Source organism: Arthrobacter crystallopoietes (assembly GCF_002849715.1).
Classification (GTDB): domain Bacteria; phylum Actinomycetota; class Actinomycetes; order Actinomycetales; family Micrococcaceae; genus Crystallibacter; species Crystallibacter crystallopoietes.
On the sequence record NZ_CP018863.1, the window covers coordinates 448,715 to 474,954 of the forward strand.

Annotated in this window: 24 protein-coding genes and 1 pseudogene; 8 read left to right on the forward strand and 17 right to left on the reverse strand. The window is 66.5% G+C overall.

Annotation, left to right across the window (positions count from 1 at the left end; genetic code table 11):
* Positions 1-47 precede the first annotated feature (47 nt).
* The 4 genes from gabT to AC20117_RS02160 all read right to left on the reverse strand — a co-directional run bounded on the left by gabT (position 48) and on the right by AC20117_RS02160 (position 4,837).
* Positions 48-1,427: a 4-aminobutyrate--2-oxoglutarate transaminase gene (gene gabT, locus AC20117_RS02145; protein WP_074701185.1), complete on the reverse strand. Its 1,380-nt coding sequence runs from the start codon at positions 1,425-1,427 to the stop codon at positions 48-50.
* A 44-nt stretch (positions 1,428-1,471) separates the two neighbouring features.
* Positions 1,472-2,902 carry an aminobutyraldehyde dehydrogenase gene (locus AC20117_RS02150; RefSeq protein WP_074701184.1) on the reverse strand — a complete coding sequence of 477 codons (1,431 nt, stop codon included), beginning with the start codon at positions 2,900-2,902 and terminating at the stop codon, positions 1,472-1,474.
* Positions 2,903-3,131: 229 nt separating this feature from the next.
* Positions 3,132-3,269, reverse strand: a complete 138-nt coding sequence (locus tag AC20117_RS02155) for a methionine/alanine import family NSS transporter small subunit (protein WP_074701183.1) — start codon at positions 3,267-3,269, stop codon at positions 3,132-3,134.
* Entirely contained in the window at positions 3,266-4,837 is a 1,572-nt protein-coding gene (locus AC20117_RS02160; protein ID WP_074701182.1) for a sodium-dependent transporter, read from the reverse strand. The genes AC20117_RS02155 and AC20117_RS02160 overlap by 4 nt, the downstream gene beginning before the upstream one ends.
* Positions 4,838-5,030: 193 nt before the next feature.
* Between AC20117_RS02160 and AC20117_RS02165 the strand changes: the two genes are divergently transcribed.
* Positions 5,031-6,464, forward strand: a complete 1,434-nt coding sequence (locus tag AC20117_RS02165) for a PucR family transcriptional regulator (RefSeq protein ID WP_074701181.1) — start codon at positions 5,031-5,033, stop codon at positions 6,462-6,464.
* Here the strand turns inward: AC20117_RS02165 and AC20117_RS02170 are convergent.
* The 9 genes and pseudogenes from AC20117_RS02170 to AC20117_RS02210 form a co-directional block, all read right to left on the reverse strand.
* Entirely contained in the window at positions 6,461-7,999 is a 1,539-nt protein-coding gene (locus AC20117_RS02170; RefSeq protein WP_083339778.1) for an FAD-dependent oxidoreductase, read from the reverse strand. The genes AC20117_RS02165 and AC20117_RS02170 overlap by 4 nt on opposite strands.
* Positions 8,000-8,067: 68 nt before the next feature.
* Positions 8,068-8,949, reverse strand: a complete 882-nt coding sequence (locus AC20117_RS02175) for an ABC transporter permease (protein ID WP_074701180.1) — start codon at positions 8,947-8,949, stop codon at positions 8,068-8,070.
* Positions 8,939-9,568: pseudogene (locus tag AC20117_RS02180) on the reverse strand (ABC transporter ATP-binding protein); the annotation flags it as partial. The gene AC20117_RS02175 and the pseudogene AC20117_RS02180, both read right to left, overlap by 11 nt.
* A gap of 119 nt (positions 9,569-9,687) precedes the next feature.
* The gene (locus tag AC20117_RS02185) at positions 9,688-10,830 is read right to left on the reverse strand and encodes an ABC transporter substrate-binding protein (RefSeq protein WP_083339777.1); all 1,143 of its coding nucleotides are present in this window, start codon (positions 10,828-10,830) and stop codon (positions 9,688-9,690) included.
* A complete protein-coding gene (locus tag AC20117_RS02190; protein WP_074701177.1) occupies positions 10,820-12,190 on the reverse strand; it encodes a sulfate adenylyltransferase subunit 1 in 1,371 nt (456 codons plus the stop codon). The genes AC20117_RS02185 and AC20117_RS02190 overlap by 11 nt, the downstream gene beginning before the upstream one ends.
* On the reverse strand, positions 12,190-13,158 hold the full coding sequence (gene cysD, locus AC20117_RS02195) for a sulfate adenylyltransferase subunit CysD (RefSeq protein WP_236777422.1): 969 nt from the start codon (positions 13,156-13,158) through the stop codon (positions 12,190-12,192). The genes AC20117_RS02190 and cysD overlap by 1 nt, the downstream gene beginning before the upstream one ends.
* Positions 13,155-13,892 carry a phosphoadenylyl-sulfate reductase gene (locus AC20117_RS02200; protein ID WP_074701176.1) on the reverse strand — a complete coding sequence of 246 codons (738 nt, stop codon included), beginning with the start codon at positions 13,890-13,892 and terminating at the stop codon, positions 13,155-13,157. Before AC20117_RS02200 ends, cysD begins: the two co-directional genes overlap by 4 nt.
* Positions 13,889-15,613: a nitrite/sulfite reductase gene (locus tag AC20117_RS02205; RefSeq protein ID WP_074701175.1), complete on the reverse strand. Its 1,725-nt coding sequence runs from the start codon at positions 15,611-15,613 to the stop codon at positions 13,889-13,891. The genes AC20117_RS02200 and AC20117_RS02205 overlap by 4 nt, the downstream gene beginning before the upstream one ends.
* A gap of 113 nt (positions 15,614-15,726) precedes the next feature.
* Positions 15,727-16,470: a sirohydrochlorin chelatase gene (locus AC20117_RS02210; protein ID WP_074701174.1), complete on the reverse strand. Its 744-nt coding sequence runs from the start codon at positions 16,468-16,470 to the stop codon at positions 15,727-15,729.
* A gap of 69 nt (positions 16,471-16,539) precedes the next feature.
* Between AC20117_RS02210 and AC20117_RS02215 the strand changes: the two genes are divergently transcribed.
* The 3 genes from AC20117_RS02215 to AC20117_RS02225 all read left to right on the forward strand — a co-directional run bounded on the left by AC20117_RS02215 (position 16,540) and on the right by AC20117_RS02225 (position 18,169).
* Positions 16,540-17,163: a putative glycolipid-binding domain-containing protein gene (locus AC20117_RS02215; protein WP_074701173.1), complete on the forward strand. Its 624-nt coding sequence runs from the start codon at positions 16,540-16,542 to the stop codon at positions 17,161-17,163.
* A gap of 82 nt (positions 17,164-17,245) precedes the next feature.
* Entirely contained in the window at positions 17,246-17,689 is a 444-nt protein-coding gene (locus AC20117_RS02220) for a hypothetical protein (RefSeq protein WP_074701172.1), read from the forward strand.
* 3 nt (positions 17,690-17,692) lie between these two features.
* Positions 17,693-18,169, forward strand: a complete 477-nt coding sequence (locus AC20117_RS02225; RefSeq protein ID WP_074701171.1) for an HIT family protein — start codon at positions 17,693-17,695, stop codon at positions 18,167-18,169.
* 52 nt (positions 18,170-18,221) lie between these two features.
* On the opposite strand, the gene AC20117_RS02230 is transcribed toward AC20117_RS02225, so the two are convergent.
* From AC20117_RS02230 to AC20117_RS02245, 4 genes are all read right to left on the reverse strand, one after another.
* The gene (locus AC20117_RS02230; protein ID WP_083339776.1) at positions 18,222-18,842 is read right to left on the reverse strand and encodes a Rho termination factor N-terminal domain-containing protein; all 621 of its coding nucleotides are present in this window, start codon (positions 18,840-18,842) and stop codon (positions 18,222-18,224) included.
* A 100-nt stretch (positions 18,843-18,942) separates the two neighbouring features.
* On the reverse strand, positions 18,943-20,043 hold the full coding sequence (locus tag AC20117_RS02235; RefSeq protein WP_074701169.1) for a polyprenyl synthetase family protein: 1,101 nt from the start codon (positions 20,041-20,043) through the stop codon (positions 18,943-18,945).
* Between the two features lie 9 nt (positions 20,044-20,052).
* A complete protein-coding gene (locus AC20117_RS02240; protein WP_074701168.1) occupies positions 20,053-21,390 on the reverse strand; it encodes a geranylgeranyl reductase family protein in 1,338 nt (445 codons plus the stop codon).
* 2 nt (positions 21,391-21,392) lie between these two features.
* On the reverse strand, positions 21,393-22,154 hold the full coding sequence (locus AC20117_RS02245) for a demethylmenaquinone methyltransferase (RefSeq protein WP_074701167.1): 762 nt from the start codon (positions 22,152-22,154) through the stop codon (positions 21,393-21,395).
* A 148-nt stretch (positions 22,155-22,302) separates the two neighbouring features.
* On the opposite strand from AC20117_RS02245, the gene AC20117_RS02250 reads away from it, so the two are divergent.
* The 4 genes from AC20117_RS02250 (at position 22,303) to AC20117_RS02265 (ending at position 26,210) form a co-directional block, all read left to right on the forward strand.
* On the forward strand, positions 22,303-23,607 hold the full coding sequence (locus tag AC20117_RS02250; protein ID WP_074701166.1) for an isochorismate synthase: 1,305 nt from the start codon (positions 22,303-22,305) through the stop codon (positions 23,605-23,607).
* A gap of 172 nt (positions 23,608-23,779) precedes the next feature.
* A complete protein-coding gene (locus AC20117_RS02255) occupies positions 23,780-24,589 on the forward strand; it encodes a basic amino acid ABC transporter substrate-binding protein (protein WP_074701165.1) in 810 nt (269 codons plus the stop codon).
* A 73-nt stretch (positions 24,590-24,662) separates the two neighbouring features.
* Positions 24,663-25,448 carry an amino acid ABC transporter permease gene (locus AC20117_RS02260; protein WP_170837956.1) on the forward strand — a complete coding sequence of 262 codons (786 nt, stop codon included), beginning with the start codon at positions 24,663-24,665 and terminating at the stop codon, positions 25,446-25,448.
* Positions 25,449-25,451: 3 nt separating this feature from the next.
* On the forward strand, positions 25,452-26,210 hold the full coding sequence (locus AC20117_RS02265) for an amino acid ABC transporter ATP-binding protein (protein WP_074701163.1): 759 nt from the start codon (positions 25,452-25,454) through the stop codon (positions 26,208-26,210).
* Positions 26,211-26,240 lie beyond the last annotated feature (30 nt).

Genomic DNA, 26,240 nt, shown 5'->3' on the forward strand with positions numbered 1-26,240 from the left:
GCCCGGCAAAGGCCGGATCCTGTCCCCTCGGATAAGTACGCTGGACGTCAGGCAGCGGCTGCGCGGATGGCGCCTTCGAGCACGTCGAGGGCATCCGCCAGCAGGTCGTCGCCGATGACCAGCGGCGGCAGGAGACGGACCACGTTGCCGTAGGTGCCGCAGGTCAGGATGATGACGCCTTCCTTCAGGCAGGCGGCGGAAATCGCCTTGGTTGCCTCGGCGTTCGGGGCCTTGGTGGTCGCGGCGGTACCCGGCTGCACGAATTCCAGCGCCAGCATGGCTCCGCGGCCGCGCACCTCGCCGATGATGTCCACCTCGGCCGCCAGCTTCTCCAGCCGGGCACGCACCTGGGACTCGATTGAGCGCGCCCGGGCGTTCAGGTCCTGGTCCTTCATCGTTTCGATGGCAGCCAGTGCGCCGGCGCAGGCCACCGGGTTGCCGCCGTAGGTGCCGCCCAGCCCGCCGGCATGCACGGCGTCCATCAGCTCCGCACGCCCAGTGATCGCGGACAGCGGCATGCCGCCGGCGATCCCCTTGGCCATGGTGATGATGTCCGGGACAATACCCTCGTGGTCGGAGGCGAACCACTCACCGGTGCGGCAGAAGCCGGCCTGGACCTCGTCCGCGATGAAGACGACGCCCTTGTCCTTGGCCCACGCGGCCAGCGCCGGCAGGAAACCTTCGGCCGGGACGATGAAGCCGCCCTCGCCCTGGATCGGCTCGATCAGGATCGCGGCGACGTTTTCGGCGCCGATCTGCTTCTCGATCATGGTGATCGCGCGGCGGGCCGCGTCCTCGCCCTTGATCTCGGCTTCCTCTCGGAAGGGGTAGCTCATCGGCACGCGGTAGATCTCCGGTGCAAACGGGCCGAAGCTGCCGGCCGGGCTGGACTTGTAGGGGTTGGCCTTCGCCGTCAGCCCCATGGTGAGGTTGGTGCGGCCGTGGTAGGCGTGGTCAAAGGCGACGACGGCGGTGCGTCCGGTAGCAACGCGGGCCACCTTGACGGCGTTTTCAACGGCTTCGGCACCGGAGTTGAACAGTACGGTGCGCTTGTCGTGGTCGCCCGGGGTCAGCTCGTTCAGCTGCTCGGCAACCGCGATGTAACCCTCATACGGGCTGACCATGAAGCAGGTGTGCGTGAAGTGCTCCACCTGTTCCTTGACCGCGCCGACGACGGCGGGATCGGACGCGCCGACGCTGGTCACGGCGATACCCGAGCCCAGGTCGATGAAGGAGTTGCCGTCGACGTCCTGGACGATGCCGCCATCGGCGTCGGCCACGTAGACCGGCACGCTGGAGGCGACGCCGCCGGCCACGACCTTGGCACGGCGGGCCGCGAGTTCAACGGACTTGGGTCCGGGGAAGTCGCCGAGGATCTTGCGCTTCTGCTCGAGCCGGAACTGGGGCTCGGTAGCCTGAGTGGTCATTTCTTAGCCTTTCAACTGGTTCAGGTAGGTAGGTTAGTGCAGGCCTAGGCGTCCAGCGCGCTCATGACGTGCTTGATGCGGGTATAGTCCTCGACGCCGTACATGGACAGGTCCTTGCCGTAGCCGGACTGTTTGAATCCGCCGTGCGGCATTTCTGCCGTGAGCAGGATGTGGGTGTTGATCCAGACGGCGCCGAAGTCCAGATCGCGGGAGACGCGCATGGCCGTTCCGTGGTCACTGGTCCAGACGCTGGAGGCCAGGGCGTATTCGACGTCGTTGGCCATCTCCACGGCTTCGGCCTCCGTGCCGAACTTCTGCACGGTGATGACCGGGCCGAACGTTTCCTGCTGCACAATGTCATCCGTCTGCTTCGCGCCGGTGACGATGGTGGCTTCGTAGAAGAACCCCTTGTCACCGGCGCGCTTGCCGCCCACCGCAACCGTGCAGTGCTCCGGCAGTGCGTCCATGACGGCGTTTACAGCGTTGAAGTGGTTGATGTTGTTCAGCGGCCCGAAGTAGTTTTCGGCGTCATTCTCGGAGCCGGTCCGCAGTGTCCTGGTGTGCTCGACCATGGCATTGACCAGATCATCGTGCGCGTTGTCTTCCACCAGCACGCGGGTGATCGCCGTGCAGTCCTGGCCGGCGTTGAAGAAGGCGAATTCGGCAATGGCCGCGGCACTCTTCTTGATGTCGGCGTCGGCGAAAACAATGGCCGGAGCCTTGCCGCCCAGTTCCAGGTGGGCACGCTTCAGGCCCTTGGCTGCTCCGCTGGCCACAGCGATTCCGGCGCGGACGGAGCCCGTGATGGAAACCAGGCCGGGGGTCTTGTGTTCCACCATGGCGGCGCCTGTGCCGCCATTGCCGAGCACCACATTGACGACGCCGGCCGGGAAGATGTCCTTAATCAGCCGGGCCAGCACCACGGTGGACTCGGGCGTAGTGTCGGAAGGCTTGAGCACCACAGTGTTTCCGGCGGCCAGGGCCGGACCGATCTTCCAGACGGCCATCAGCAGCGGATAGTTCCACGGTGCAACCTGTGCGACCACGCCGATCGGTTCTCGGCGGACAAAGGAGGTGTGTCCTTCCATGTATTCGCCGGCGGACTTGCCTTCGAGCAGACGTGCGGCCCCGCCGAAGAAACGCAACTGGTCGGCACCGGCGGCCACTTCCTCGGAGGCGATCATTTCCCTGACCTGGCCGGTATTGCGGTGCTGCGCCTCGACCAGTTCCTCGCTGTGGGCTTCCATCGCGTCCGCGAGCTGGAGCAGCAGCAACTGGCGCTGGCTGGGTGTGGCGTGTTTCCAGCTCTTGAAAGCCGCGGCCGCCGCAGCCATCGCATCATCGACATCGGAATCAACCGAGACCGGGGACTGGGCCACCACTTCGCCGTTGGTCGGGTTGATGATGTCGAGCAGTTCGGTTCCGGCGGGAGTGACGAATTCGCCGTTGATGAAGTTCTGCAGGGTCTGAACCACGGTTTACATCCCTTTTCTGGCCGCAAGGCCGTAACGCGCATAACCGGTCAGCGGCTGTGATTGCCGCAACACTGCCGACAATATGCCCCCGGCCCTGCCCTCAGCCATAGCTTCCTGCACACGGCTCCGCCCCGGCCTTCGTGCAACTGTCCAGCCAGCCGTGCACCCCGGACGCGTCGATGCCCCGCTGCGCAGGCAACGGGGCATCGACAGGAGGAACAGTCGGGCATCAGAGCTCGGGCGCGTGCTCCTCGGGCATCCTGGTGTCGTCTTCCGGGTGCCGCTGAAGGTTGAGCAGTGCGAGGCCAAGGCCTCCCCAGACAGTCAGGATGGAAATGATCAGCATGACGATGGCCGCAGTGCTCATTTGCTTACCTCTTTCTTATTCGGCGCATCCAGCACAGGATCGTTGGCCGCGGATTTGCTGCTCCACGGGATGAGGGAGAGGACCAGGGCAACCACGATCAGCGCCACCACCATGCCCCAGCCAAAGACGCCCACGAACCACGCTGGCATCTCGCCGTAGCCTTCCTGGATTTTCTTGATCAGTTCGCTGATCAGAATGTAGCCCAGGACGATCGGCGACAGAATGCCCACGAGGATCCGCCAGCCAAGCCCGATCTTGATCGAGGACACGTCGCTGACGTGGCCGCCCAGCAGCGGCAGCTTGCGGAAGGCGTATGTCAGTAGCAGCACCGTGACCAACGCACACGCCATAATGCCGAAGTTGTTGACGAAGGCATCCGTGACATCCAGCAGGTTCAGTCCCGTGGTGGTCGGGAACAGCAAGATCGAAATCAGCGCCAGCGGGATACCGACGATCCAGGTGGTCTTAACCCGTCCCATGCCCAGCTTGTCCTGCACAGCCGAGATGATCACCTCGATAATGCTGATCAACGAGGTGAAGCCGGCGAAGACCAGCGATCCGAAGAAGAGGACGCCAAGCAGCGCGCCCAGCGGGGCCTCGGAGATGATGGTGGGGAAGGCGATGAAGGCCAGGCCGATGCCGCCGGCTCCGGCAACGTCGCCTACCTCTGCCCCTGCGGTGAAGGCCATGAAACCGACGGCGGCAAAGACACCGATGCCGGCCAGGATCTCGAAACCTGAGTTTGAGAAGGCCACCACGAAGCCCGAGCCGGTCAGGTCAGTCTTGCGCTTGAGGTAGGACGCGTACGTGACCATGATGCCGAAGGCCACCGACAGGGAGAAGAAGATCTGGCCGTAGGCAGCCGCCCACACACCGGTGTTGGTCAGCGCACCCCAGTCCGGCGTGAACAGTGCGTCCAGCCCGTCAGCTGCACCGGGCAGGAACAGCGACTGGACCACCAGGAGCAGGAACATCACCAGCAGCAGCGGCAGGAAGATGATGTTGGCCCGGCCGATGCCTTTCTGGACGCCGGCGGCCAGGACCAGCAGCACCAGGGCCCAGACAGTGACCAGCGGAATGAGTACAGTCGGCACGAAGTCGAAGCCAATGTTGACGTTCTCGCTCACTTGGAGGAAGTCACTGAGGAAGAAGGTCGCCGGATCGGCGCCCCAGGCCTCGGTGAACGAGAAGATCATGTACATGCCGGCCCACGCGATGATCACCGCGTAGTAGATGGAGATGATGAAGCAGATGGCGACCTGCCACCAGCCGAGCCCTTCGGCCTTCGGCGTCAGGCGCCGGTAAGCCAGCGGCGCGGAGCCCCGGTGGCGGTGCCCCACTGCATAATCGAGGAACAACAGCGGGATGCCGGCCGTCAGAAGTGCGACCAGATACGGAATGATGAACGCCCCGCCGCCGTTTTCATAGGCGACGTAGGGAAAGCGCCAGATATTTCCCAGGCCGACGGCGGAGCCGATGGCGGCGAGAATGAATACTTTACGGGTGGACCACATCTCGCGCGGCGGCTTGGCCGGCGGCGCCCCCTGCGGGTGCGACAGGTTGCTCATGCTGGGACCTCTTAACGATTGCAAAATGACTGATTTCGCCCATCATAGACCCGGCCCCATGCGCGAGGAACAGCACCCCGCTGGTCAACGCACAAACCGTTATCCCTGTTCGCCCTAAACCTCGTTGCTTTTCCCGCTGCGTCGTCGACCCCATGTAGTGCAGCTGCACAATGAATACCCGTATAGTGGCCCTATGGCTGTATCCCTCGCCAATCTCCTGGCCCAAAAGTCCCTGCACCTGCGCGTGGTGGGGAAGGCGGCCGGTAATCCCGATGCTGCCATCACCTGGGTGGCGACTACCGAACTGGAGGATCCGCTGCCTTTCCTCAGCGGCGGCGAAGTCGTGCTGACCACCGGGCTGCGCCAGAAAACCGCTGCCGCCCAGCGGCGCTTCGTTGCACGGGTCCATGAGGCGGGCGCGGTCGCCATCGGCTTCGCTTTGGGCCTCTCGCACAGCAAAGTGCCGCCGGCATTCCTGAACGAGGCAGACCAGCTGAACCTGCCGGTATTCGAGATCCCCTACGAAACGCCGTTCGTCGCGATCAGCCGGATGGTGGCCGATGCAATCTCGGCCGACCACTACCGCAAACTTGAACGGCTGCTCTCCGACCATCAGGCTCTCTCGGCCTCGCTGCTGGGCGGCGGCGGGCTGCCGGCGCTGCTGCGCACCCTGGCAGGAATGGTGGGTACCGACGTCGAGCTTTCGCAGTATGGAGCAGTGCTGTTCAGCACCGGAACCGGCACCACCGGCAGCTGGAACAAGGTGCCCATCGCCACCGGGCTGAAGGACCGGTGCACGCTCGCACTGGCCGAACCGTACGAACGCAATGCCATCGTCGACTATGCGCAGAGCATGATCAGCCTGGAACTAAGCAACCAGGCAAAGCACCGGGCGGCCCAGCGCAATGCCGCCGGACAGATACTGCAGGACATTGTCCGCGGCACCCTTCAGGGCCAGGATGCAACCTTGAGGCTGAACACCATCGGCGTCGACACCGCCCGGCGCCAGCTGGTCATGCTGGTCCAGACCGCCACCGGGCAGCGCCCCGCCCTGCGGACCTTGCCCCTGCCCGCCGCATTTGAGGGGACCGCCACGGGACTGGTCGACGAGCGGCTGGTCCTGGTGGTCCGGGACGCGGAATCCGGCGAGCGGCTCGGCGAGGAACTCAGCAGCTACCTGTACGACGCCGGCCTGACCGCCACCGTGGGCGTGGGCGGCAGTTATGCCCAGCCCAACGGCCTGCGCTGGAGCTACTTCGAGGCGAAGGAAGCCCTCACCCACGGAGCCCGCCTGAACGTCCCGCAACGGCTGTCGCTGACCTCGCTGCTGATGGCCTCCGAAGACGTGCCGCTGGCGGACCTCGCCGCCGAGGCCCTGGATCCGCTGTCCGAGTTCGACGCCGCCCACGATGCCCAGCTCATGTCCACGCTGGAAACCTACCTGGAACTGAACGGCTCCGTGGCCGCCGTCGCGGAAACCTTGGGCCTGCACCGCAACTCGGTTCGGTACCGCCTGGCCCAGATCATCGAGCTGACCGGCTACGATCCGGCATCCACGGCAGACCGGGTCCATCTCTGGCTGGCCCTGACCGTGCGCCGGCTCGCGGCCGAATCAGGTTCCTCCTAGCTGCGTTCCGTGCCGGAGGCGGCTGCGGCTACTCCCCCGGCGACGACGGCCCCCGTTGGCAGGGAGATCCGGACCATGTCCTCCCGCGGCACTACCTTGACCCGTTCGCGCGCCACCGGGCCGGCTTCCGTTGCTTCGGCACCCAGTGCCCGCTCGTGCGCGTCCAGTTCCAGCCAGCCGTCCCAGGTGGTGTACTCCACCCCGCGGTCCCCGAGCAGTTCCAGAATGGCGGCTTCGTCCGGCCGTGCCGCAGCGGGCAGTCCGGCGCGGTCCTCCAGCAGATGGGTAACGGTTTCCAGCGCGTCGCCCTTGGTGTGGCCGATCAGGCCCACCGGACCGCGCTTGATCCAACCGGTGGCATACAGCCCCGGTACCGGATTTCCGTCAGCATCCAGCACCTTGCCGCCGTCGTTCGGAACCACGCCGCGCTGGTGGTCGAATTCAATATCGGGCAGCGCGGATCCGAAGTAGCCCACCGCCCGGTAGACGGCCTGGACCGGGTACTCAACGATCTCGCCGGTACCGCGCACGTTGCCGGTGCCGTCGAGTTCGGTGCGCTCGAAACGGATACCCGTGGTCCGGCCGGCTGCCTCGCCGCTGCCAGCCAGGATTTCCACCGGACTGTGCAGGAAATGCAGGTGCAGCCGGCGCGACGCTCCGGTGTCCTGCTCTTCCACCAGCCAGTTGGTGAGCGTGTTGACCATTGTCTTTGTCTGGTTGTTGGAGCGGATCTGCTCGTCCGACCCTTCGTCGAAGTCAAAGTCCTCCGGGTAAAGGACAATGTCCACGTCCTTGGAGTGGGACAGCTCGCGCAGCTCCAACGGGGTGAACTTCACCTGCGCCGGACCGCGGCGGCCGAAGACGTGCACGTCGGTAACGGGTGAATGCTTCAGGCCCTGGTAAACGTTGTCCGGGATCTCGGTAGCCAGCAGGTCGTCGGCGTGCTTGGACAGGATCCGTGCCACGTCCAGGGCCACGTTCCCGTTGCCGATCACCGCGATCTCCTTGGCCTCCAGCGGCCAGTCGCGCGGGACGTCCGGGTGGCCGTCGTACCAGGAAACGAAGTCCGCCCCGCCGAAGGACCCCTCAAGCTCGACGCCGGGAATGTTCAGGTCCGCGTCCTTAATCGCGCCGGTGGCGAAGATGATGGCATCGTAGTGTTCGCGCAGATCGGCCAGGGACAGGTCCGTGCCGTAGTCCACGTTGCCGAAGAACCGGATGTCGCCGCGGTCCAGCACCTTGTGCAACGCCGTCACAATCCCCTTGATGCGCGGATGGTCCGGGGCGACGCCGTAGCGGATCAGGCCGTACGGGGCCGGGTAGCGGTCGAAGAGGTCGATGCTGACCTGCACCGCGCCGGAGGCCACCTCGTCGCTTTTCGTCAGGATATCCGCGGCATAAACACCGGCCGGGCCGGAACCAACGACGGCGACGCGGAGCGGCCTCCCGCCGTCAGGCTGAGGAGCCGGTGCAGCCTCCGGCTCGGCTGAAATTCCTGCGCCTGGCTGGGGCGAGGCAAGAGGGGATGTGGTCATGGGAGTGTTCCTTTCGGGGAATTCAGGCCAGTGGGAAGAGAGGTTGTGAAGGGCAGGTCCTGCCGGGTTCAGGACGCACCGGACTTCAGCAGTCCCCGTCCGCGCAGCAGCCTGCGCTCCACGGGGGCGAAAACCAGCAGTTCGATGACAATGCCGATGGCTAGGATCAGCAGAATGGCCGATACGACGATGGCCATGTCGGACAGGTCCCGGCCCTGCTGCAGCAGCGAGCCCAGGCCGAAGCCCATGGACCCGCCGACGGTGATGATTTCGGCGGCCATCAGCGAGCGCCAGGAGAAGGCCCAGCCCTGTTTGAGACCGCCGATGTAGCCGGGCAGCGCGGCCGGCAGGATGATCCGGGTCGCCTGCTGCCAGCGGTTGGCGCCGAGAACATGCCCTACCCGCAGGAACTGCGGCGGCACCTGGTCCACGCCGGAGATGAGCCCGTTGATGATCGAGGGCACGGCGCCCATGAGCACCACGAAGTACACGGTGGCATCGGTCAGCCCGAACCAGATGATGGCCGCCGGAACCCAGGCCACGGACGGCAGGACCTGCAGCCCGGAGATGAGCGGGCCGAAAGCTGCTCGCAGCCCCTTGTGCTGGGACAGCAGCAGGCCGGCCGGGGTGGCGATCACCGCCGCGATCAGGAATCCGAGCACACCGCGTTCCAGACTGGTGAGGATGGTCTCCTGCGCCGCGCCGTCGCCCCACAAGGAGCCCAGCGCCGCGGCCACGTCGGCCGGCCCCGGCAGGATGTCCGGGCGCGGCTGCACAATCCAGATGTACATTTGCCACACATAGACGATGGCTGCGAGCGCGAACACGGGCAGCAGGGCCTTGCCCAGAGCCCACCTGACTGTGGCCCGGCCCGGTTGCTCGGCCTGCAGCGCATCCAGTCCGGCTTCGAGCTGGCCGACGTCGTCGTTGGATTCTGTCTCAAGCCGCATGACGGCGGATCTCCCGTCGCAGCTCGGTGGTGATTTCGCCGGCCAGTCCGGCACGGTCCCGTGGGTCCAGCCCGTCCCCGACATTCCACTCGGCGACGATCCGGCCGGGGCGGGAGGACATCAGCAATACCCGCTGCCCCAGCCTCACCGCTTCACGGACATTGTGCGTGATGAAGATGATGGTCCGCCCGGTCCGGTGCCAGATCCGTTCCAGTTCGTCATGCAGCAGGTCCCTGGTGATGGCATCGAGGGCGGCGAACGGTTCGTCCATCAGCAGCAGCTCACGGGACTGGGCCAGCGACCTGGCCAGGGCCACCCGCTGGCGCATACCGCCGGACAGCTCGTGCGGGCGCTTTTTCCCGGCTCCGCCGAGGTGAACCAGCTCCAGCAGTTCCCTGGCCCGTTCCGCCCGCTCCTGCCGTCCCACCCCGCGCAGTTCCAGGGCCAGCTCGACGTTCGCCTGCGCCGACAGCCAGGGGAATAGCGCGGCGTCCTGGAACATAAACGCTGCTTCCGGAGCCTTCAGCTCTCCTGCCGTCGGTTCTTCCAGCCCAGCGACCAGGTTCAGCAGCGTGGACTTGCCGCAGCCGGAGGCTCCAAGCAGCGCAACGAACTCGCCGCGCTCCACGCTCAGATTGACGTTGTCCAGCACCAGCGGGGCGTCCGGTCCGAAGCGCTTGGACAGGCCGCTGATTTCCAGCTGGGCGCCAGTGCGTTGCAGCACGGCGTTTTGGGAAGTCATGGTCCTTGCTCCTTGCCCAGGCCGGCGGTGGGAATGGCAGGATTGCCCTCCCGCGACCGGAGCCCGTTGAGAATGGAGAGATCCAGGATGGTGCTGATGTCGGCCTGTTCGGTGGTGCCGGCGGTGACGCCGTCCTCCAGCAGCTGGGCCAATGCCGTGGCATGGGGATCCAGAGTGAACGTGATGTTCGCCAGCGAGCGTCCGATCACCTCGTCGGTGAGCGGCAGGCCGTAGGCGCTTTTGAGCCCTGCGTTGATGGCTTCGGCCACGGCGGTGGGATCGGCGGGCAACGTCTCGTTGAGCCAGTCCACGGACCGTTGTTCGCCGGCGATCAGGGCCTTGACCTGTTCGGGATGCCGGTGCAGGAAGTCGGTGCCGACAATCAGCAGCGTGGTGGTGAACTGGCCCTCGGGCCACAGGTCCCGCTCATCGACCAGCACCTTCGCGCCGGCTTCGAGCACCAGCCGGGAAGCCCAGGGTTCCGGCACCCAGGCGCCGTCGATCTGTCCGTCCTTGAACAGCTGCAGGGTGCGGGCATTCTCTGTTGGGTTGATGGCAGCGCCAGGTTGGCCGTCCATGGCGATGGCAATCCCCTGTTCCTTCAGCCAGACCCGCAGGGCAACATCCTGGGTCCCGCCAAGCTGCGGCGTGGTCAGGGTGGCTTCCTCCAGGTCCTCGGGGTTGTCGATTCCTTCCCGCACCACCAGCTGGGCGCCGCCGGAGCTTGCCCCCGAGACGATCCGCAGGGACCGTCCCTCGCTCTGCACATAGGAGTTGATGGCCGGATTAGGGCCGATGAAGGCGGCGTCGATGGCGCCGGCATTCAGCGCCTCCACTGCTGCCGGACCGGCGTTGAAGACCTGCGTGGACAGTTCCGTTTCGCCAAGCTCCTCGGCGAAGAACCCCTTGTCCACGCCGATCAGCGCCGGTGCATGGGTCACGTTGGCGAAGTAGCCGAGCCGCAGCTCCTGCGCATCGCTGACCGGCATCTCGGCCTCCGGACCACCGCTGCGGTTAGCCGCGTTCGAAGCAGCAACCGCCCCGGCAACAATCGCGACGGCCAGCCCGACCGCGAGCAGGATTTCGGATGTGCGGCTGGAAAGCAGGAGCCCGTTCTTCCGGGTCCGTTTAGCCGCCACGGGGCTCCCCCTCCCCGTCCGGAACCCCGCTGGCGATGCCGGCGGCGAGCGTGTTGCCGTCCACGGGATCGATCACCAGGAAGGCGCCGGTCCGGCGGTGCCGTTCGTAGGCTTCGACCGGCAGCGCCGAAGCCAGCCGGATCTGCACGGTACCGATGTCGTTGAGCCCCAGGTCCGCCGCCGGCTCGTGCGAAAAGCTGGCCAGATCCAACCGGCCGGTGATGGAGCGGACGAGCCCCTGGACGGTCCTGCTGCCATGCTTGATCAGCACCTTGGCGCCCTCGCGCAGCGGCTTGGGCGAAAGCCAGCACAGAGAGGCCTGCAGGTCCTGGCTTGCCGCCGTAAAGGTGCCCGTTTCCACCAGCAGGTCGCCGCGGCTGATGTCGATGTCATCGCTGAGCCGCAGCACCACGGACTGCGGCGCGGAGGCCTCCGGCAGGGAGATGCCCGCGAAATCGATGCCGGCCACCGACGTCGTTATTTGGGTCCCGACGGCGGAGCCGAGCACGGTGACGGTGTCGCCGACGCGGACCACACCGGAGGCCAGTTGCCCGGCGTAACCGCGGTAGTCGCGGAAGGCCTCGGGATCCAGACCCGGCGCCAGCGCCCCCTGCGGCCGGATGACCGACTGCACGGGGAACCGGAACGCTTCGAATTCGTTCTCGAGTTCGTCCACCGCGGGCAGCGTTTCCAGCACCTCGAGCAGCGCCGGCCCGGTGTACCAGGGCGTGCGCGCCGAGAGCTCGACGACGTTATCGCCTTCCAGTGCGGAGACCGGCACAACGCGCACGTCGGGCAGCCCCAGCTCGGCGGCGGCGCCCAGCAACTGTTCCTCCACATCCCGGAACACGGCCTCCCTGAACCCCACCAGGTCGATCTTGTTGACCGCGGCGACAATGTGCGGCACGCGCAGGAGCCGGGCGACGGCGAGGTGCCGCCGGGTCTGTTCCAGCACGCCCTTGCGGGCGTCGATAAGTACGACGACGGCATCCGCAGTGGATGCGCCGGTCACCGTGTTCTTGGTGTACTGCACGTGGCCCGGGCAGTCGGCCAGGATGAAGCTGCGCTTTTCGGTGGCGAAGTAGCGGTAGGCGACATCGATGGTGATGCCCTGTTCCCGCTCGGCGCGCAGGCCGTCGGTCAGCAGGGCCAGGTCGATCTGCTGGCCCTGCCCGCTGCCGGACGCGGCTCCGCCGAAGCCGCGCTCGGCGCTGGTGCGGGTGACTGCCTCGAGCTGGTCCGCGAGGATCGATTTGCTGTCATGCAGCAGCCGGCCCACCAGTGTGGACTTGCCGTCGTCGACGGAGCCTGCCGTGGCGAAACGGAACAGCGTGGCGGTCTGGAGGTCGGTGGTGGTCATTAAAAGTACCCGTCCTTCTTGCGGTCTTCCATGGCGGCCTCGGAGATGCGGTCATCGGCCCGGGTGGCGCCACGTTCGGTCAGGGTGGAGGCCGCGACTTCGATGACGACGTCGTGCGCGGTGGCGGCGGCTGATTCCACGGCGCCGGTGCAGGACATGTCCCCTACCGTCCGGTAGCGCACCCTTTTGGTCAGCACTTCCTCGCCGTCGCGCGGCCGGGACACGTCGCCGACCGCCCGCCACATGCCGTCCCGCCGGAACACTTCGCGTTCGTGGGCGTAGTAGAGGCCCGGCAGCTCGATGCCTTCGCGCTCGATGTAGCGCCAGACGTCCAGCTCGGTCCAGTTGGAGATCGGGAAGGCGCGGACGTGCTGGCCCACGGTATGCCGGCCGTTGTAGAGGTTCCAGAGTTCGGGGCGCTGGTTGCGCGGGTCCCACTGGCCGAACTCGTCGCGCAGGCTCAGGATCCGTTCCTTCGCCCGTGCCTTGTCCTCGTCCCGCCGGCCGCCGCCGAACACCGCGTCGAACCGGTGGCGCGAAATCGCGTCCAGCAGGGGCACCGTCTGCAGCGGGTTGCGGGTGCCGTCCGCCCGCTCGGACAGTTCGCCGCGGTCGATGAACTCCTGCACGCTGCCCACCACCAGGCGGAGCCCCAGCCTTTCCACTGTCCTGTCGCGGAATTCGAGCACTTCGGGGAAGTTATGGCCGGTGTCCACATGCAGCACAGGGAACGGCACCTTGCCGGGCCAGAAGGCCTTGGTGGCCAGGTGCAGCATCAGCACGGAATCCTTGCCGCCGGAGAACAGCAGGGCCGGCCGCTCAAACTCGGCGACCACCTCGCGGATGATGTGGATGGCCTCGGATTCCAGCGCGTCCAGCGAGGACAGCGCGGCGCGCGGGGCGCGGGCCGCCGTGCCTGTAGGCGCCTCACCGGGCAAACGGTCTTCAGTCAGGTAAGTGGTGTTCATTGGTGGATTCCGCATTCCGTCTTGGCGAGGCCAGCCCAGCGGCCGGCACGGGGGTCTTCGCCCGGGGCAACCGGGCGGGTGCAGGGCTTGCATCCGATGGACGGATAGCCGTTGGAGAGCAGCAGGTTCACCGGCACGCCGTTCCGGCCGGCGTACTCCAGCAGGTCATCGAAACTCCAGCCGGCCAACGGGTTGACCTTGACCAGGGCATGCGCGCTGTCCCAGGTGACGAGTTCGGTGTTGGTCCGGGTGGGTGCCTCGTCGCGGCGGACGCCGGTGAACCAGACGCCGTAGCCGGACAGTGCCTTTTTCAGCGGGCGCATTTTGCGCAGCTCGCAGCACAAGGCCGCGTCGCGCGAGAACAGGTCCGTGCCGAGGCTACGGTCCTGCTCGGCCACTGTCTGCTCCGGCAGCACGTCGACCACCCTTACGTCCAGCGAGCGCGCTACCTCGTCGCGGGTGGCCTGGGTTTCCGGGAAATGGTAGCCGGTCTCCAGGAACAGGACATCGACGCCGGGCAGCTGCTGCGCGACCAGATGCGGCAGCACGGCATCGGCCATCGAGCAGGCGACGGCGGCCTCGGCTGTGCCGAAGTTCCGTGCCACCCAGGCAACAACTTCGGGTGCCGGAGCGTCCCAGCCCAGCTCGGCCGCCCCGGCGTCGGCCAGCGCGTGCAGCTGCTCCTCGCTGCGGGAACGGGATGACGATGTGGCAGTGGTTGGACGTGCGGTCATTTCAGTGCTCCTTCCTCGGCGCGGTGCGCCCATTGCGCGAAGGTCTCGTCGTCGTGCTTTGCGGCGGTGTACTGCCGGATGAGCCGTTCCACGTAGTCGACCAGGCCATCGGCCGTGACCTTCAGTCCCCGGACGGTCCGGCCCAGGCCAGGTTCCGCACGGTCCACTGCAGCCAGTCCCCCGCCGAGGTGGACCTGGAAGCCCGGGGTCTGCCCGCCGTTGCCGTCCGGCAGCAGCTGGCCCTTGAGCCCGATGTCGGCGGTCTGGATCCGGGCGCACGAGTTCGGGCAGCCGTTAATGTTCAGGCTCAGCTGCTGCGGCAGTTCCCCGCTGTCCGCGAGGTCCTTGAGCCGGGTTTCCAGCTCGGTGATCGCCGCGGCGGCGGTGGTCTTGGTGTCCACGATGGCGAGCTTGCAGAACTCGATCCCGGTGCACGCGATGGTGCCGCGGCGGAACAGCGAGGGCGCGGAGCTGAGGCCGAGCCTGTCGAGTTCAGCCCTCAGCTCCGCCACGTGTTCCTCGGCGATGTCCAGCAGCACCAGTTTCTGGTGCGGTGTGGTCCGCAGCCGGTAGGAACCCCTGGCCTCCAGCAGGTCGGCCAGCTGGACCAGCGTGCTGCCGGAAACGCGCCCCACCACCGGCGTGACGCCGAGGTAGAACCGGCCGTCCTTCTGCCGGTGCACCCCAACATGGTCCCCGGGCGAGGTGGGCTTGTGCGCGGCCGGGCCGTCCGGCAGCGGGGCGGAGAGGTACTCCTCCTCCAGCACGGCACGGAACTTCTCCGGCCCCCAGTCGGCCAGCAGGTATTTCAGCCGGGCCTTGTTGCGCAGCCGCCGGTAGCCGTAGTCACGGAAGATGCTGGTGACGCCTACCCATACTTCGGCCGTGCGCTCCGGCGGGACGAAGACGCCCAGCCGTTCGGCCAACCGCGGATTGGTGGACAGCCCGCCGCCCACCCAGAGGTCGTAACCGGGACCGAACTCGGGGTGCACCACGCCCACCAGTGCGAAGTCGTTGATTTCGTGGACCACGTCCTGGCTCGGATGCCCGGTGATGGCGGTCTTGTATTTGCGCGGCAGGTTGGCGAATGACTCGTCGCCGATGTAGCGCTCGGCGATTTCCCGGATGGCCGGCGTCGGATCGATGATCTCGTCCGCCGCGATGCCCGCCACGGGGGAACCGAGGATGACGCGCGGCACGTCGCCGCAGGCTTCGGTGGTGGAGAGTCCGGCCGCCTCCAGCCGGTTCCAGATTTCGGGTACGTCCTCCACCCGGATCCAGTGCAGCTGGATGTTCTGCCGGTCCGTCAGGTCCGCAGTGTCCCGCGCGAACTCCGTGGAGATCCCGCCGATCACCCGCAGCTGGTCGGTACTCAGCACACCGCCGTCGATGCGCACGCGGAGCATGAAGTACTTGTCTTCGAGTTCGTGCGGTTCCAGCGTGGCGGTCTTGCCGCCGTCGATCCCCGGCCGGCGCTGGGTATACAGGCCCCACCATCGGAAGCGGCCGTGCAGGTCCGTGGCCTCGATGGAGTCGAAGCCGCCCTTGGCGTAGATCTGCTCGATCCGCTGGCGGACATTGAGCCCGCCGTCCTGCTGCTTCCATTCCTCGTTGCCGTTCAGCGGCTCGGTTCCGTCGACCTTCCACTGGCCGTGCGGCTTCGTGGGCGGACGGGACGGCCTGCCGGTTCTGGTCTCTGCGGATGCTGCTGGTGCGCTCATAGTGGACGAGCGTACGGAGCCCGCCGGACCGGCGACAATGCTCCCGAAACATCCGGTCACGGCCTGTTGCGCGACGTATTGTGCGGAAATATTGCCCGTCTTCCGACGACTTATTACGCGCTTCCCGTAATGAAAGAGTCCCGGGTGAAGTTCGCTGCCACGGCAGCGTCGTAACGGTCCAGCACCAGCTGGGCCAGGACCGGGTGCGGCAGCAGCGGTCCGGTGACGATGTCCGCACCGGCGTCGGCAAGTTTGTCATGGAAGAACCCCGGCGCCAGCAGGTAGGATGCCACCGCCACCCGCGCAGACCCCACTCCGGCGGATCCCGCTGTAGCCGATTCCTGCCGGGCAGCTGCCACGGCCTCGGCAACGGACGGCTTTGCCGAGGCACCGAAGCCGGCGGTCACCGGACCGGACCGCAGCTTACGCAGCATGCCGGCCAGTTCCGCCACGGCTCCCGCTGCCGCCGTCAGGCTGGACCCGGCCGCGGCCAGCACCACGGCGTCGTCGTTGGCTGCCCCCGACTCCGCCAGGCGTTCCTGCAGCAGTGCGGCCAGCCGCTCATCGGGCCCCAGCGGTTCCGCCGCGCAGGTAGCCGGGCGGCTCGCCACCGTCTGCCGGATGTCCACGCTCGTGTGGTAGCCCGCGGAGAGCAACAGCGGAACAACGACGACGGGGCGGCCGGCCGGCAAGGCGGCCACGACGTCGGGCAGCGCCGGCTCCTGCACATCCACATAGGCCTCGAGCACCTCGGTCCCCGGCCGCAACCGGGCCACCTCGTGGCGGAGGGCATCGATGGCACGGCGGCCTGCCGGATTGGACGTTCCGTGCGCGCAGGCAATCAGGACAGGTGGCATGAGCCAATACAATAGCGGTAGTTTCGCCGTGGTCTTGCCATATCCGAGTACAGGCACAAGGCTTGGGCCATGGCACACGAAACGCATGAAAGCCGGACGCACAGCTGGCTGGGTGAGGACGACCCGAGCCGGGCGGAATCGGCCACGATCAACCTCGAGCCCGAACGGCTGACCGCCCACGGCGCTTTCCGCACCTCCGAATACGCCGCCAGCTGGTCGCTGACCACCACGCAGAACTGGTTCACCGAGCGCCTGATGGTCACGGTGCACGGCCAGGGCTGGAGCCGCCACCTGGAATTGCTGCGCGCGACCAGCGGCGAGTGGAGCGCGGACGCGCGCGCCTGGGGCACCGTGGACCTGCCCGAGCCGGGGCTGGCGGATCCGTCCGCGCTGGTCGGGGCGGTGGACTGCGACCTGGGGCTGTGCCCGGTCACCAACACCATGCCGATCCTTCGCCTGGGCCTGGTCCATGACGAGCAGGTCTCCGCGGACCTCGCCGTCGCGTTCGTGCGGATGCCCAGCCTGGAGGTGGTTCCCGCCCTGCAGCGCTACACCGGAATCAAGGCGTACGACGACGTCACCGGCACCGCGCTGGTCGGTTTCGATTCGGGCAACTTCAGCGCCGAAGTCACGGTGGACGCGGACGGCATCGTGGTTGACTACCCCGGGCTGACACAGCGCCGCCGAAGCTGAGGCCACAGGGGTAACAGGGCTGGCCAACGGGCACCCGCGGGTAGGATGGTGAGCGACCCACCCCACCAGTCAAGGAGCCCCCATGCCCGAAATGTTCGTGGACAAGTTCCGTGCCCTCGTCCCCAAGTACCTGGGCCGGAAGTGGAGCGAAGAAGACGGCATCTCCTACGACGAACTCGAAGGCCTCCTCGGCGAACACAAGTTCCAGGTTCCGCAGGCCCTGGTGGAGTTCTACCACGCGCTGGGCGGCTGCGAGGACCTGATGGAAGCCCACGATTTCTTCTGGGATCCGGACGAGCTGGAAATCGAGGACGGCTTCCTGCTCTTCCTGGACGAGATGGATGAGGAAGCCAACTGGGGCTTCCGGACCGAGCACCTTGCCGTTCCCGACCCGATCGTCTGGATCCGTACCAACACCGGCAAGCAGCGCTGGCAGAGCGAGGAATCCACCTTCAGCGAGTTCGTCTTCGACATGTTCGACTGGGTCTTCAATGACGATGAGAACGACGACGACCTGCAAGACTGACCCATGATCTGGCCGAGCCACGCTCCCGAAAATTACCAGTGCCCCTTCTGCGACTTTGCCTCCGGCGAGTTCCGGTTCCAGAAGAACCTTTGCCGCCCGGAGGATCTGGTGGCCTCCACGGACCTGGCCATGGCTTGGATTGCTTCGCACGGCTTTGAACCCGAACCCGGGCACGTGCTGGTGGGGCCGAAGGAACACTTTGAGTTGCTCTACGACATGCCGGACGACGTCCTGGCAGAGATCGCGTCGCTAAGCCGGGACGTCGCCGTCGCCATGAAGAAGGCCTGGCAGCCGGACGGTATTACCACCCGGCAGCACAACGAGCCCGCCGGGAGCCAGCACGTCTGGCACTACCACCAGCATGTGCTGCCCCGCTGGCACGACGACGGACTGTACTTCACGCCGCAGCGCCCCATCGTGGATCCCGCCATCCGGGCGCGCAAAGCGGCCGAACTCCGGGCGGTCATGGCGCAGCGCTGACCGCCAGTGTGAGCCGGAGTCGGGGCTTGTTCACGGCCTGCGACGGAGCGCCTCAGGCGTCTTCGCGGTTAGGGTTCTCCAGCCGGAAGAAATTGGAGTCGGTGCCGTCGGTGCGCTGTTCCTGGTAGATGAAGTTCAGCCGGCGCTCGTCGAAGGTCTTGAACCATTCGTCCCAGCTCACGTGCTGCAGGTCCTGGCTTTCCCCGCCGAAGTCGAACCGCAGGACGCCCAGGTGGTCATCGTGCTCGGTGCCGCTGACGGTGGCTGGGGTGGCGTTGCGTTCCTCGGCCCATTGCTTGATCACCTCGTGGTGCGTGGTGACCAGGCTGCGGCCTTCCCGCTCCGGTTCGTCTTCCGGGGACGTCACTTCCTGCGAATACTTCAGCGAGTCCGAGCTGTCCGGGCCGGTGCGGACCTTGCCACCGTCGGGACCGGCACCCGCATCCCCGCTGTCCCCGCGCTCGCCGTCACCATCGCCGCCGGAAGCCGGCCTGCCGCCGTCGTTCTTCGCCGCTGCCAAAGCGTCGACCAGGTCTTCCTTTTTCATGTCGTGGACGCCGCTGACCCCGGCCTCTTTGGCCGCGTCGCGCAGGTCGTCCACCTTGATATTGCGGAGTTCGGTCTCGCTGACGTCCGGGGTGTCCGGAGTCTGGTTGCCTGGTTTTTCAGCCACGGAAGCCGTCCTTTCCACAGAGGTTGCCTTATTATGCGAACCTACTGCAGTTGCGCTCCGGCCACTAGGGGAAGTCCCGCATTGGCCAAGGCGTGCCGGATCAGACGTCGCGGTCGACAACCGCCTCGGCGAACGCGGTCAGGGCCAGCTTGACGGTGCTTTCCGGCAGCCGTTCCAGGGCCGATTTGGCGTCGTCGGCCCACTTGCGCGCCACGGTCCAGGCTTCCGCCGTCACCGGGTGTTCGCGCAGCGCTTCGACGGCGCGGGCCAGGGCCTCGTCCGAGGTCAGGTCCGCGTCCACCAGCTTGAGGACGGAGGCCGCCGAGCTGTCGCCGGCCGCGGCGGCCTGGCGCAGCAGCAGGACCGGCAGCGTGGGCACGCCCTCGCGCAGATCAGTCCCGGGCGACTTGCCGGACTTGACCTTCAGCCCGGTGACATCGATGACGTCGTCCGCGAGCTGGAAGGCCACGCCGACCTTTTCGCCGTATTCCAGCATCATGTCCACCACATCGGAACCGGCGTTGGCGAACATCGCGCCCAGCTGGCCCGAGGTCGCGATCAGCGAGCCGGTCTTGTCCGCGATCACCGAAAGGTAATGCTCCACGGGATCTTCGTCTTCGCGCGGTCCCACGGTTTCGTGCAGCTGGCCCAGCACCAGCCGTTCGAACGTGCGGGCCTGGATCTTGACGGCTTCCGGGCCGAGCTCCGAGACCAGGATGGAGGCGCGGGCAAAGATCAGGTCGCCGGCGAGGATCGCCACCTGGTTGCCCCAGACCTCATGGGCCGTGGGCGCGCCGCGGCGGTACGGGGCGGAGTCCATCACGTCGTCGTGATACAGGGTGGCGAGGTGGGTCAGCTCAACAACGACGGCGGCCTGCAGCACCTCGGGCACGGGGCCCTCCCCCAGCTGGGACGCCAGGATGGTCAGCAGCGGGCGGATGCGTTTGCCGCCGGCCTCGACGAGATGCCGGCTCGTGGTGTCCGCCAGCGGATCCGAGTGCGCGATGGCGGCACGCAGCCGCTTCTCCACTCGGGCCAGGGCCGTCGAAACGGCGGGCCCGAGAGCAGGATCCTGGGCCACCGGGGCGAAGCCCGCCGGCAGGTTCAGGCTGGTGGCGAGGGCGGCGGTGGCCGTGTCCAGCTCCAGGGAGTCCGGCACGCCGGCGCCTGCAGGAGTCCAGCTCGGTTTTGCGTCAGTCACTGTATAACACTAACTAATCGTCGGGGCAGATGGTGTGCGGCTGTGCGTGGAAAGGCCTTGGTTGGACGCCGGCGGCGTGAGCTTCTCCAACAGATGAATAACTCTATCCTCAAAACCCTTGCCGCCCTGGTCCGTCAGGTTGGCGAGCATCCGCACCACAAAGCGCATCAGCACCGGCACCGGCATTCCGGTCCGCAGTGCCAGCTTCATGATGGCAGGTTTTCCGATCAGGCCGGCAAAAACGCGGCCCAGCGTGAAGTGGCTTCCCCAGTGGCCCTGGATAATGCCGGCGTAACGCGCCAGCGAGGAGTCGAAGCCGGCCTGGCTGAGGATCTGGCCATGCGAGCCTTCCAGCCGGCCGAAGGTGTCAATGATCAGGTCCGCGGCGTAGCGGGCCGATTCCATCGCGTAGGAAATGCCCTCGCCGTTGAACGGGCTGACCATCCCGCCGGCGTCGCCGAGCAGCAGCAGCCCTGGAGAGTAGTGCGGAGTCCGGTTGAAGCCCATCGGCAGGGCCGCGCCGCGGATCTCGCCCACCTGGTTCTCCGGGCTGTAGCCCCACTCGGCGGGCATGGCAGCGGTCCAGTCCCGCAGCACCTGCTTGTAATCCAGCTTGCCGAAGGAGCGCGACGAGTTCAGGATGCCCAGGCCCACATTCGACGTGCCGTCCCCGACGCCGAAGACCCAGCCGTAGCCGGGCAGCGGATTGCCCTGGGCATCGGGCAGCTCCAGCCAGCCCTCCATCCAGTCATCGTCGTGCCGGGGGCTGGTGAAGTACGTCCGCACGGCCACGCCCAGCGGCCGGTCGTCGCGTTTTTCAATGCCGAGGCTCAGGGCCGTGCGGGTTGAATTGCCGTCCGCCGCCAGCACGACGTCGGCGCTGAAGTCCTGCGTCTGCCCCGTTTTCCGGCCGTGCTCGTCCAGGATGTTGGCGCGCACCCCGGTGACCCGGCCGGCGTCGTTCCTCAGCGCGGTGGAAACGGAATGGCGTTCCAGCACCTTGGCACCGGCCGCCTCGGCATGGCGGGCCAGTTCCTCGTCAAAGCCCAGCCGGGTGCGGATCAAACCGTAGTCCGGGAAGTCCGAGAGCTCCGGCCAGGCAAGTTCCAGCCGCCGCCCGCCGGCGATCAGGCGCAGGCCCTTGTTGCGCCGCCAGCCAGCCGATTCCTCGTGCGGCAGGCCCAGCAGCTGGACCTCGCGGACCGCGCGCGGGGTCAGGCCGTCGCCGCACACCTTCTCGCGCGGAAACGACGTCTTTTCCAGCACGGTAACTTCAATACCCGCTTTGGCCAGATAGTAGGCAGCGGTTGAGCCGGCAGGTCCGGCCCCGACAATCAGAACGGACACGGTTACAGCGCAGCCCTCGTGCCCCGGCGGCGGAGCGCAGTCTGGGCGTCGGCGTTGGCAGCTTCCGTCCGGCCCGGCTTGCGGGCGCGGTGGACGGCGACGATGCCGCCGGTGAGGTTGCGGTAGGCCACGTCCTGCCAGCCTTCCTCGGCGATCCACTGGGCCAGCTCGTTCTGGTTGGGCCAGGCGCGGATGGATTCGGCCAGGTAGATATAGGAGTCCGGATTGGACGAGATCTTGCTGGCGATGGCCGGCAGCATCCGCATCAGGTATTCGGTGTACATGGTGCGCCAGACCGGCAGGGTCGGCGAGGAGAACTCGGCGATGACCAGCCGGCCGCCGGGTTTGGTCACGCGCAGCATTTCCCGCAGCGCCTTGCGCGGTTCATTCACGTTGCGCAGGCCGAAGGAGATAGTCACGGCGTCGAAGGAGTTGTCGGCGAACGGCAGGCTCGTGGCGTCCCCGGCGACGAAGTCGATGTCCGGGCGGCGGCGCTTGCCCACCTGCAGCATGCCCAGCGAGAAGTCGCAGGCCACCACGTGGATGCCCGCATCGGCATAAGGCTCGCTGGAGGTGCCGGTTCCGGCGGCCAGATCCAGGACGCGCTGGCCCCGCTTGGCGCCGACGGCGTCCACCACAATCCGGCGCCACCGGCGGGTCTGCCCCATGGACAGAACGTCATTGACGACGTCGTACTTTGGGGCGACGTCATCAAACATGGCTGCTACTTCATCAGGGCGCTTGTCCAGGGATGCACGGTTCACCCGTTCATTGTCTCAAAGTTTGCCGCGCCGGTTTGCCGCGCCCCAAGACCCGGCGCGGGAGCGGCCGGCGTGGCCGCGCGACGGCGGGTGTGGGCCAGCTTGCACCGGTGCTTTGGCGCGCCGCCGGCGGGGTAACCTTGAAGTCATTATGACCTCCCTGCGCGCCGTCACCGTTGACCTCGGTGAGCACTCTTCACCGACCGGAATAATGGACTATCTGGTCCGCGACGACGTGCTCTGCTGGGTCCGCCGCGGCGGCGGCCTGGTCGGTTTCGGCGAGGTCGCCCGGTTCACCGATGCCGGTCCCGGACGGTTCCAGACCGCGGCCCGCTGGTGGCGGGAGCTGCAACAGGACGCCCAGGTGGACAACCCGGTGGGCCTGCCCGGCACCGGCCTGGTGGCTTTCGGCTCGTTCGCCTTCTCCAAAACCTCCGGCCACGCCTCACGGCTGATTGTTCCGCAGGTTGTTGTCGGCCTCGGCGAACAAGGCTGCTGGCTCACCTATATAACCGACGACGACGGCGCCGACCTCACCGCCGAGACGGCCGAAGCCGCACTGGCCGGCTGGCTGGACGAAATTTCCGCCGAGCGTGGCGCCGAAACCGCCGACCGGCTGCACCCGGGGCAGGTTTCCGAAAGTGCCTTCAAAGCCGCGGTCGCGGCCGGCGTGGAGAAGATCTCCGGCGGCGGCCTGAGCAAGCTGGTGCTCGCCCGCGACGTGATCGCCGAGCTCTCCTCCCCCATCGCCACCGCCCAGGTGCTGCGCGAGCTGGCGATCCGCTACCAGGACTGCTGGACCTACGGCGTGGACGGCCTCATCGGCTCCACACCGGAGATGCTGATCAAGGTCGAGAACAACGTGGCGCGCGCCCGGGTCCTGGCCGGGACGCTGGACCGTGCCAACACCCACAAGATCGACGGCGAGTCCGACGCTGCCTACGCCGAACGGGTGCTCGCCGGCTCCGAGAAGCAGCAGCACGAGCACGAGATCGCCATCGACTCGTTGACGCGCAAACTGGAGCCGTACACCTCCGAGATGACCTCACACAGCGAACCCTTTGTGCTCGAATTGCCCAACGTGTGGCATCTGGCCTCCGACGTGTCGGCGGAGCTGTCCACCAATGGCGGCCACGCGCCGTCGTCGTTGGAACTGGCCGAAGCCGTCCACCCCACCGCGGCGGTCTGCGGTACGCCCACCGAGGTGGCCGGCGCGCTGATCCGCGAGCTCGAGCAGATGGACCGCGGCCCTTACGCCGGTCCGGTGGGCTGGACCGACGGAGCCGGCAACGGCGAATGGGGTATTGCCCTGCGCGGTGCCGTGGTGGAAAGCCCCACCCGCGTGCGCCTCTACGCCGGCTGCGGGATCGTGGACGCTTCGACACCGGAAGCGGAACTGGCGGAAACCTGGGCGAAGTTCAGGCCCATGATTGAAGCCTTGGGCCTGCGCCGCTAGCCGTGGCCGAAGCACTCTTGCTGGTCGCGGCGCATAACAATTTGTACAGTTGGGCGGGTCTCGCTTGTTGACTAATAAGCAATCAATATAGCCTGTGAGGCATATCACCCGTTACCGAATGTTACGGCTAGACTTAAGCCGGATTTTTCATCAAAGAACAGGTAGGAAAGCCATGCGCACAAACGCATCCACGGTGGTCAAGGTATTCTCCGTCCTTGCCACGGGTACCCTGGCCCTCACCGCATGCGGTGGGGGCTCGTCTACGGACGGCGGCTCCCCGGCAGCTGACGGCAACGAGTTGGGCCTGGTGACCCCAGGCACGCTCACGGTCTGTTCCGACATTCCGTACCCGCCGTTCGAGTTCGAGGAAAACGGCGAATACACCGGGTACGACATGGACCTGATCCGCGAGATCGCTACGGGCATGGGCCTGGAGACACAGATTCAGGATGTCGGCTTCGACGCCCTGCAGTCCGGCGTGGTCCTCGCCTCGGGACAGTGCGACATCGGCGCCAGCGCGATGACCATCACCGAGGAGCGCGAAGAGAACCTCGACTTCTCCGAGCCGTACTACGACTCGTTGCAGTCGCTGCTGGTTCCGGCCGATTCCGATATCAAGGCCATCGGGGATCTGGCAGGCAAGTCCGTGGGCGTGCAGCAGGGCACCACCGGCGAGGCGTACACCCGCGAGAACGTCCCGGCAGACACCGAGGTCCGAGCCTACCCGTCGGATGCCGAGCTGTTCCCGGCGCTCCAGTCTGGCGGCGTTGACGCCGTGCTGCAGGACCTCCCGGTCAACCTCGGCCATCTGGAGGGCGGCAAGTACGAGATCGTCGAAGAATACCCGACGGATGAGTCCTACGGTTTCGCTGTGAAGGAAGAGGGCAGCGAAGCTCTGCTGGAGGCAGTGAACGCCGAACTGGCCGAGCTGCGGGACAGCGGCAAGTACCAGGAGATCTACGACAAGTACTTCACCCAGTAATGCCCTTACAGCTTCGCCCCGGATCAGCCGTCCGGGGCGAAGCTTGTCCTGAAGACCTCTGGAAGGCCTGAATGTGAAACCGTCTACCCGTAGGCGCCTGTTCCGCGGCGTGCTCTACGCCATCTTCATCCTTGCCGTCGCCGCCGTCGTATTCGTCGCCGACTGGGAAGCAATCCAAACCAACTTCTTCAACCCCGAGGTTGCTGCCGCAGCCTTCCCCGAAGTCATCCTGATCGCTGCGAAGAACACGATTGTCTACACCGCAATCGCCTTCGTCGGAGGCCTGATCTTCGGCCTGCTGCTGGCGCTCATGAAGCTCTCCCCGGTGGGGCCCTATCGCTGGGTGGCCACCGCTTACATCGAAATCTTCCGTGGTTTGCCGGCACTGCTGGTGATCTTCGGTTTCGCGTTCGCCGTGCCGATCGCCTTCGACTGGCGGCCGCCGGGCGGCAGTGCCGGTGCCGGCCTGATCGCTTTGATTGTGGTCTCCGCCGCGTACATCGCCGAGACCATCCGCGCGGGCATCGAGGCCGTACCCCCGGGCCAGCGCGAGGCAGCCCGCTCCCTGGGCATGAATCCGAGCTGGACCATGGTGTCCGTTGTCCTGCCGCAGGCCTTCCGCATCATCACCCCGCCGCTGACCAACGAACTGGTCATCCTGATCAAGGACACCTCGCTGCTGTTCATTGCCGGCATGGCGCTGAGTGAACGGGAACTGACCACCTTCGCCCGCGACGCCGTCTCGCAGCAGGCGAATGCAACACCGCTGATGGTGGCGGCGCTGATGTACCTGATCATCACGCTCCCGCTCACCCAGCTGGTTGCCAAGCTTGAACGACACAACAAGAGAGGCCGGTAAGCCATGGCGACGGAGAGTTCCCTGCGAAAGGACCGTCCCGCAATCGAGGTCCGAGGCCTGTACAAGAGCTTCGGGGACAACGAAGTCCTCAAAGGCATCGACTTCCACGTCGACCAGGGCGAAGTGGTGTGCGTCATCGGGCCGTCCGGCTCGGGCAAGTCCACCCTGCTGCGGTGCGTGAACCGGCTGGAAGAACCCACCAAGGGAACCATCCTGGTGGAAGGCGTGGACATCACCGACGAGGAAACGGACCTGGACAAGATCCGTACACGGATCGGCATGGTGTTCCAGCAGTTCAACCTTTTCCCGCACCTGAGCGTGCTGCGCAACCTCACCCTGGCCCAGCAACGGGCCAAGAAGCGCGGCAAGTCCGAGGCCGTCGAAACCGCCCGGCGCAACCTTGCCAAGGTCGGGCTGGACAACCGGGAGAACGCCTATCCGACCCAGCTGTCCGGCGGCCAGCAGCAGCGCGTGGCGATCGCCCGGGCCCTGTCCATGAACCCGGACATGATGCTCTTCGACGAGCCAACCAGCGCACTGGATCCGGAGCTTGTGGGCGACGTGCTGGAAGTCATGCGCCAGCTCGCCGACGAGGGCATGACCATGATGGTGGTGACCCATGAGATGGGCTTCGCCCGCGAAGTGGGCGACCGCGTGGTCTTTATGGACGGCGGAGTTGTTGTGGAGCAGGGCAAGCCCGAGGACGTACTGGGAAATCCACAGCACGAGCGCACCAAGGCCTTCCTCTCGAAGGTGCTCTGACCCCTCGCCCAGCATCCGTTTTCTGAGCTG

Excerpts from the sequence above, each read along its gene's own strand:
- AC20117_RS02225 (WP_074701171.1), top strand. The coding sequence starts at position 17,693 with ATGATCTGGCCGAGCCACGCTCCCGAAAATTACCAGTGCCCCTTCTGC.
- AC20117_RS02155 (WP_074701183.1), bottom strand. The coding sequence starts at position 3,269 with ATGAGCACTGCGGCCATCGTCATGCTGATCATTTCCATCCTGACTGTC.
- AC20117_RS02210 (WP_074701174.1), bottom strand. The coding sequence starts at position 16,470 with ATGCCACCTGTCCTGATTGCCTGCGCGCACGGAACGTCCAATCCGGCA.
- gabT (WP_074701185.1), bottom strand. The coding sequence starts at position 1,427 with ATGACCACTCAGGCTACCGAGCCCCAGTTCCGGCTCGAGCAGAAGCGC.
- AC20117_RS02250 (WP_074701166.1), top strand. The coding sequence starts at position 22,303 with ATGACCTCCCTGCGCGCCGTCACCGTTGACCTCGGTGAGCACTCTTCA.
- AC20117_RS02170 (WP_083339778.1), bottom strand. The coding sequence starts at position 7,999 with ATGACCACATCCCCTCTTGCCTCGCCCCAGCCAGGCGCAGGAATTTCA.
- AC20117_RS02205 (WP_074701175.1), bottom strand. The coding sequence starts at position 15,613 with ATGAGCGCACCAGCAGCATCCGCAGAGACCAGAACCGGCAGGCCGTCC.
- AC20117_RS02255 (WP_074701165.1), top strand. The coding sequence starts at position 23,780 with ATGCGCACAAACGCATCCACGGTGGTCAAGGTATTCTCCGTCCTTGCC.
- cysD (WP_236777422.1), bottom strand. The coding sequence starts at position 13,158 with ATGAACACCACTTACCTGACTGAAGACCGTTTGCCCGGTGAGGCGCCT.
- AC20117_RS02220 (WP_074701172.1), top strand. The coding sequence starts at position 17,246 with ATGCCCGAAATGTTCGTGGACAAGTTCCGTGCCCTCGTCCCCAAGTAC.
- AC20117_RS02200 (WP_074701176.1), bottom strand. The coding sequence starts at position 13,892 with ATGACCGCACGTCCAACCACTGCCACATCGTCATCCCGTTCCCGCAGC.
- AC20117_RS02175 (WP_074701180.1), bottom strand. The coding sequence starts at position 8,949 with ATGCGGCTTGAGACAGAATCCAACGACGACGTCGGCCAGCTCGAAGCC.
- AC20117_RS02190 (WP_074701177.1), bottom strand. The coding sequence starts at position 12,190 with ATGACCACCACCGACCTCCAGACCGCCACGCTGTTCCGTTTCGCCACG.
- AC20117_RS02215 (WP_074701173.1), top strand. The coding sequence starts at position 16,540 with ATGGCACACGAAACGCATGAAAGCCGGACGCACAGCTGGCTGGGTGAG.
- AC20117_RS02160 (WP_074701182.1), bottom strand. The coding sequence starts at position 4,837 with ATGAGCAACCTGTCGCACCCGCAGGGGGCGCCGCCGGCCAAGCCGCCG.
- AC20117_RS02265 (WP_074701163.1), top strand. The coding sequence starts at position 25,452 with ATGGCGACGGAGAGTTCCCTGCGAAAGGACCGTCCCGCAATCGAGGTC.
- AC20117_RS02165 (WP_074701181.1), top strand. The coding sequence starts at position 5,031 with ATGGCTGTATCCCTCGCCAATCTCCTGGCCCAAAAGTCCCTGCACCTG.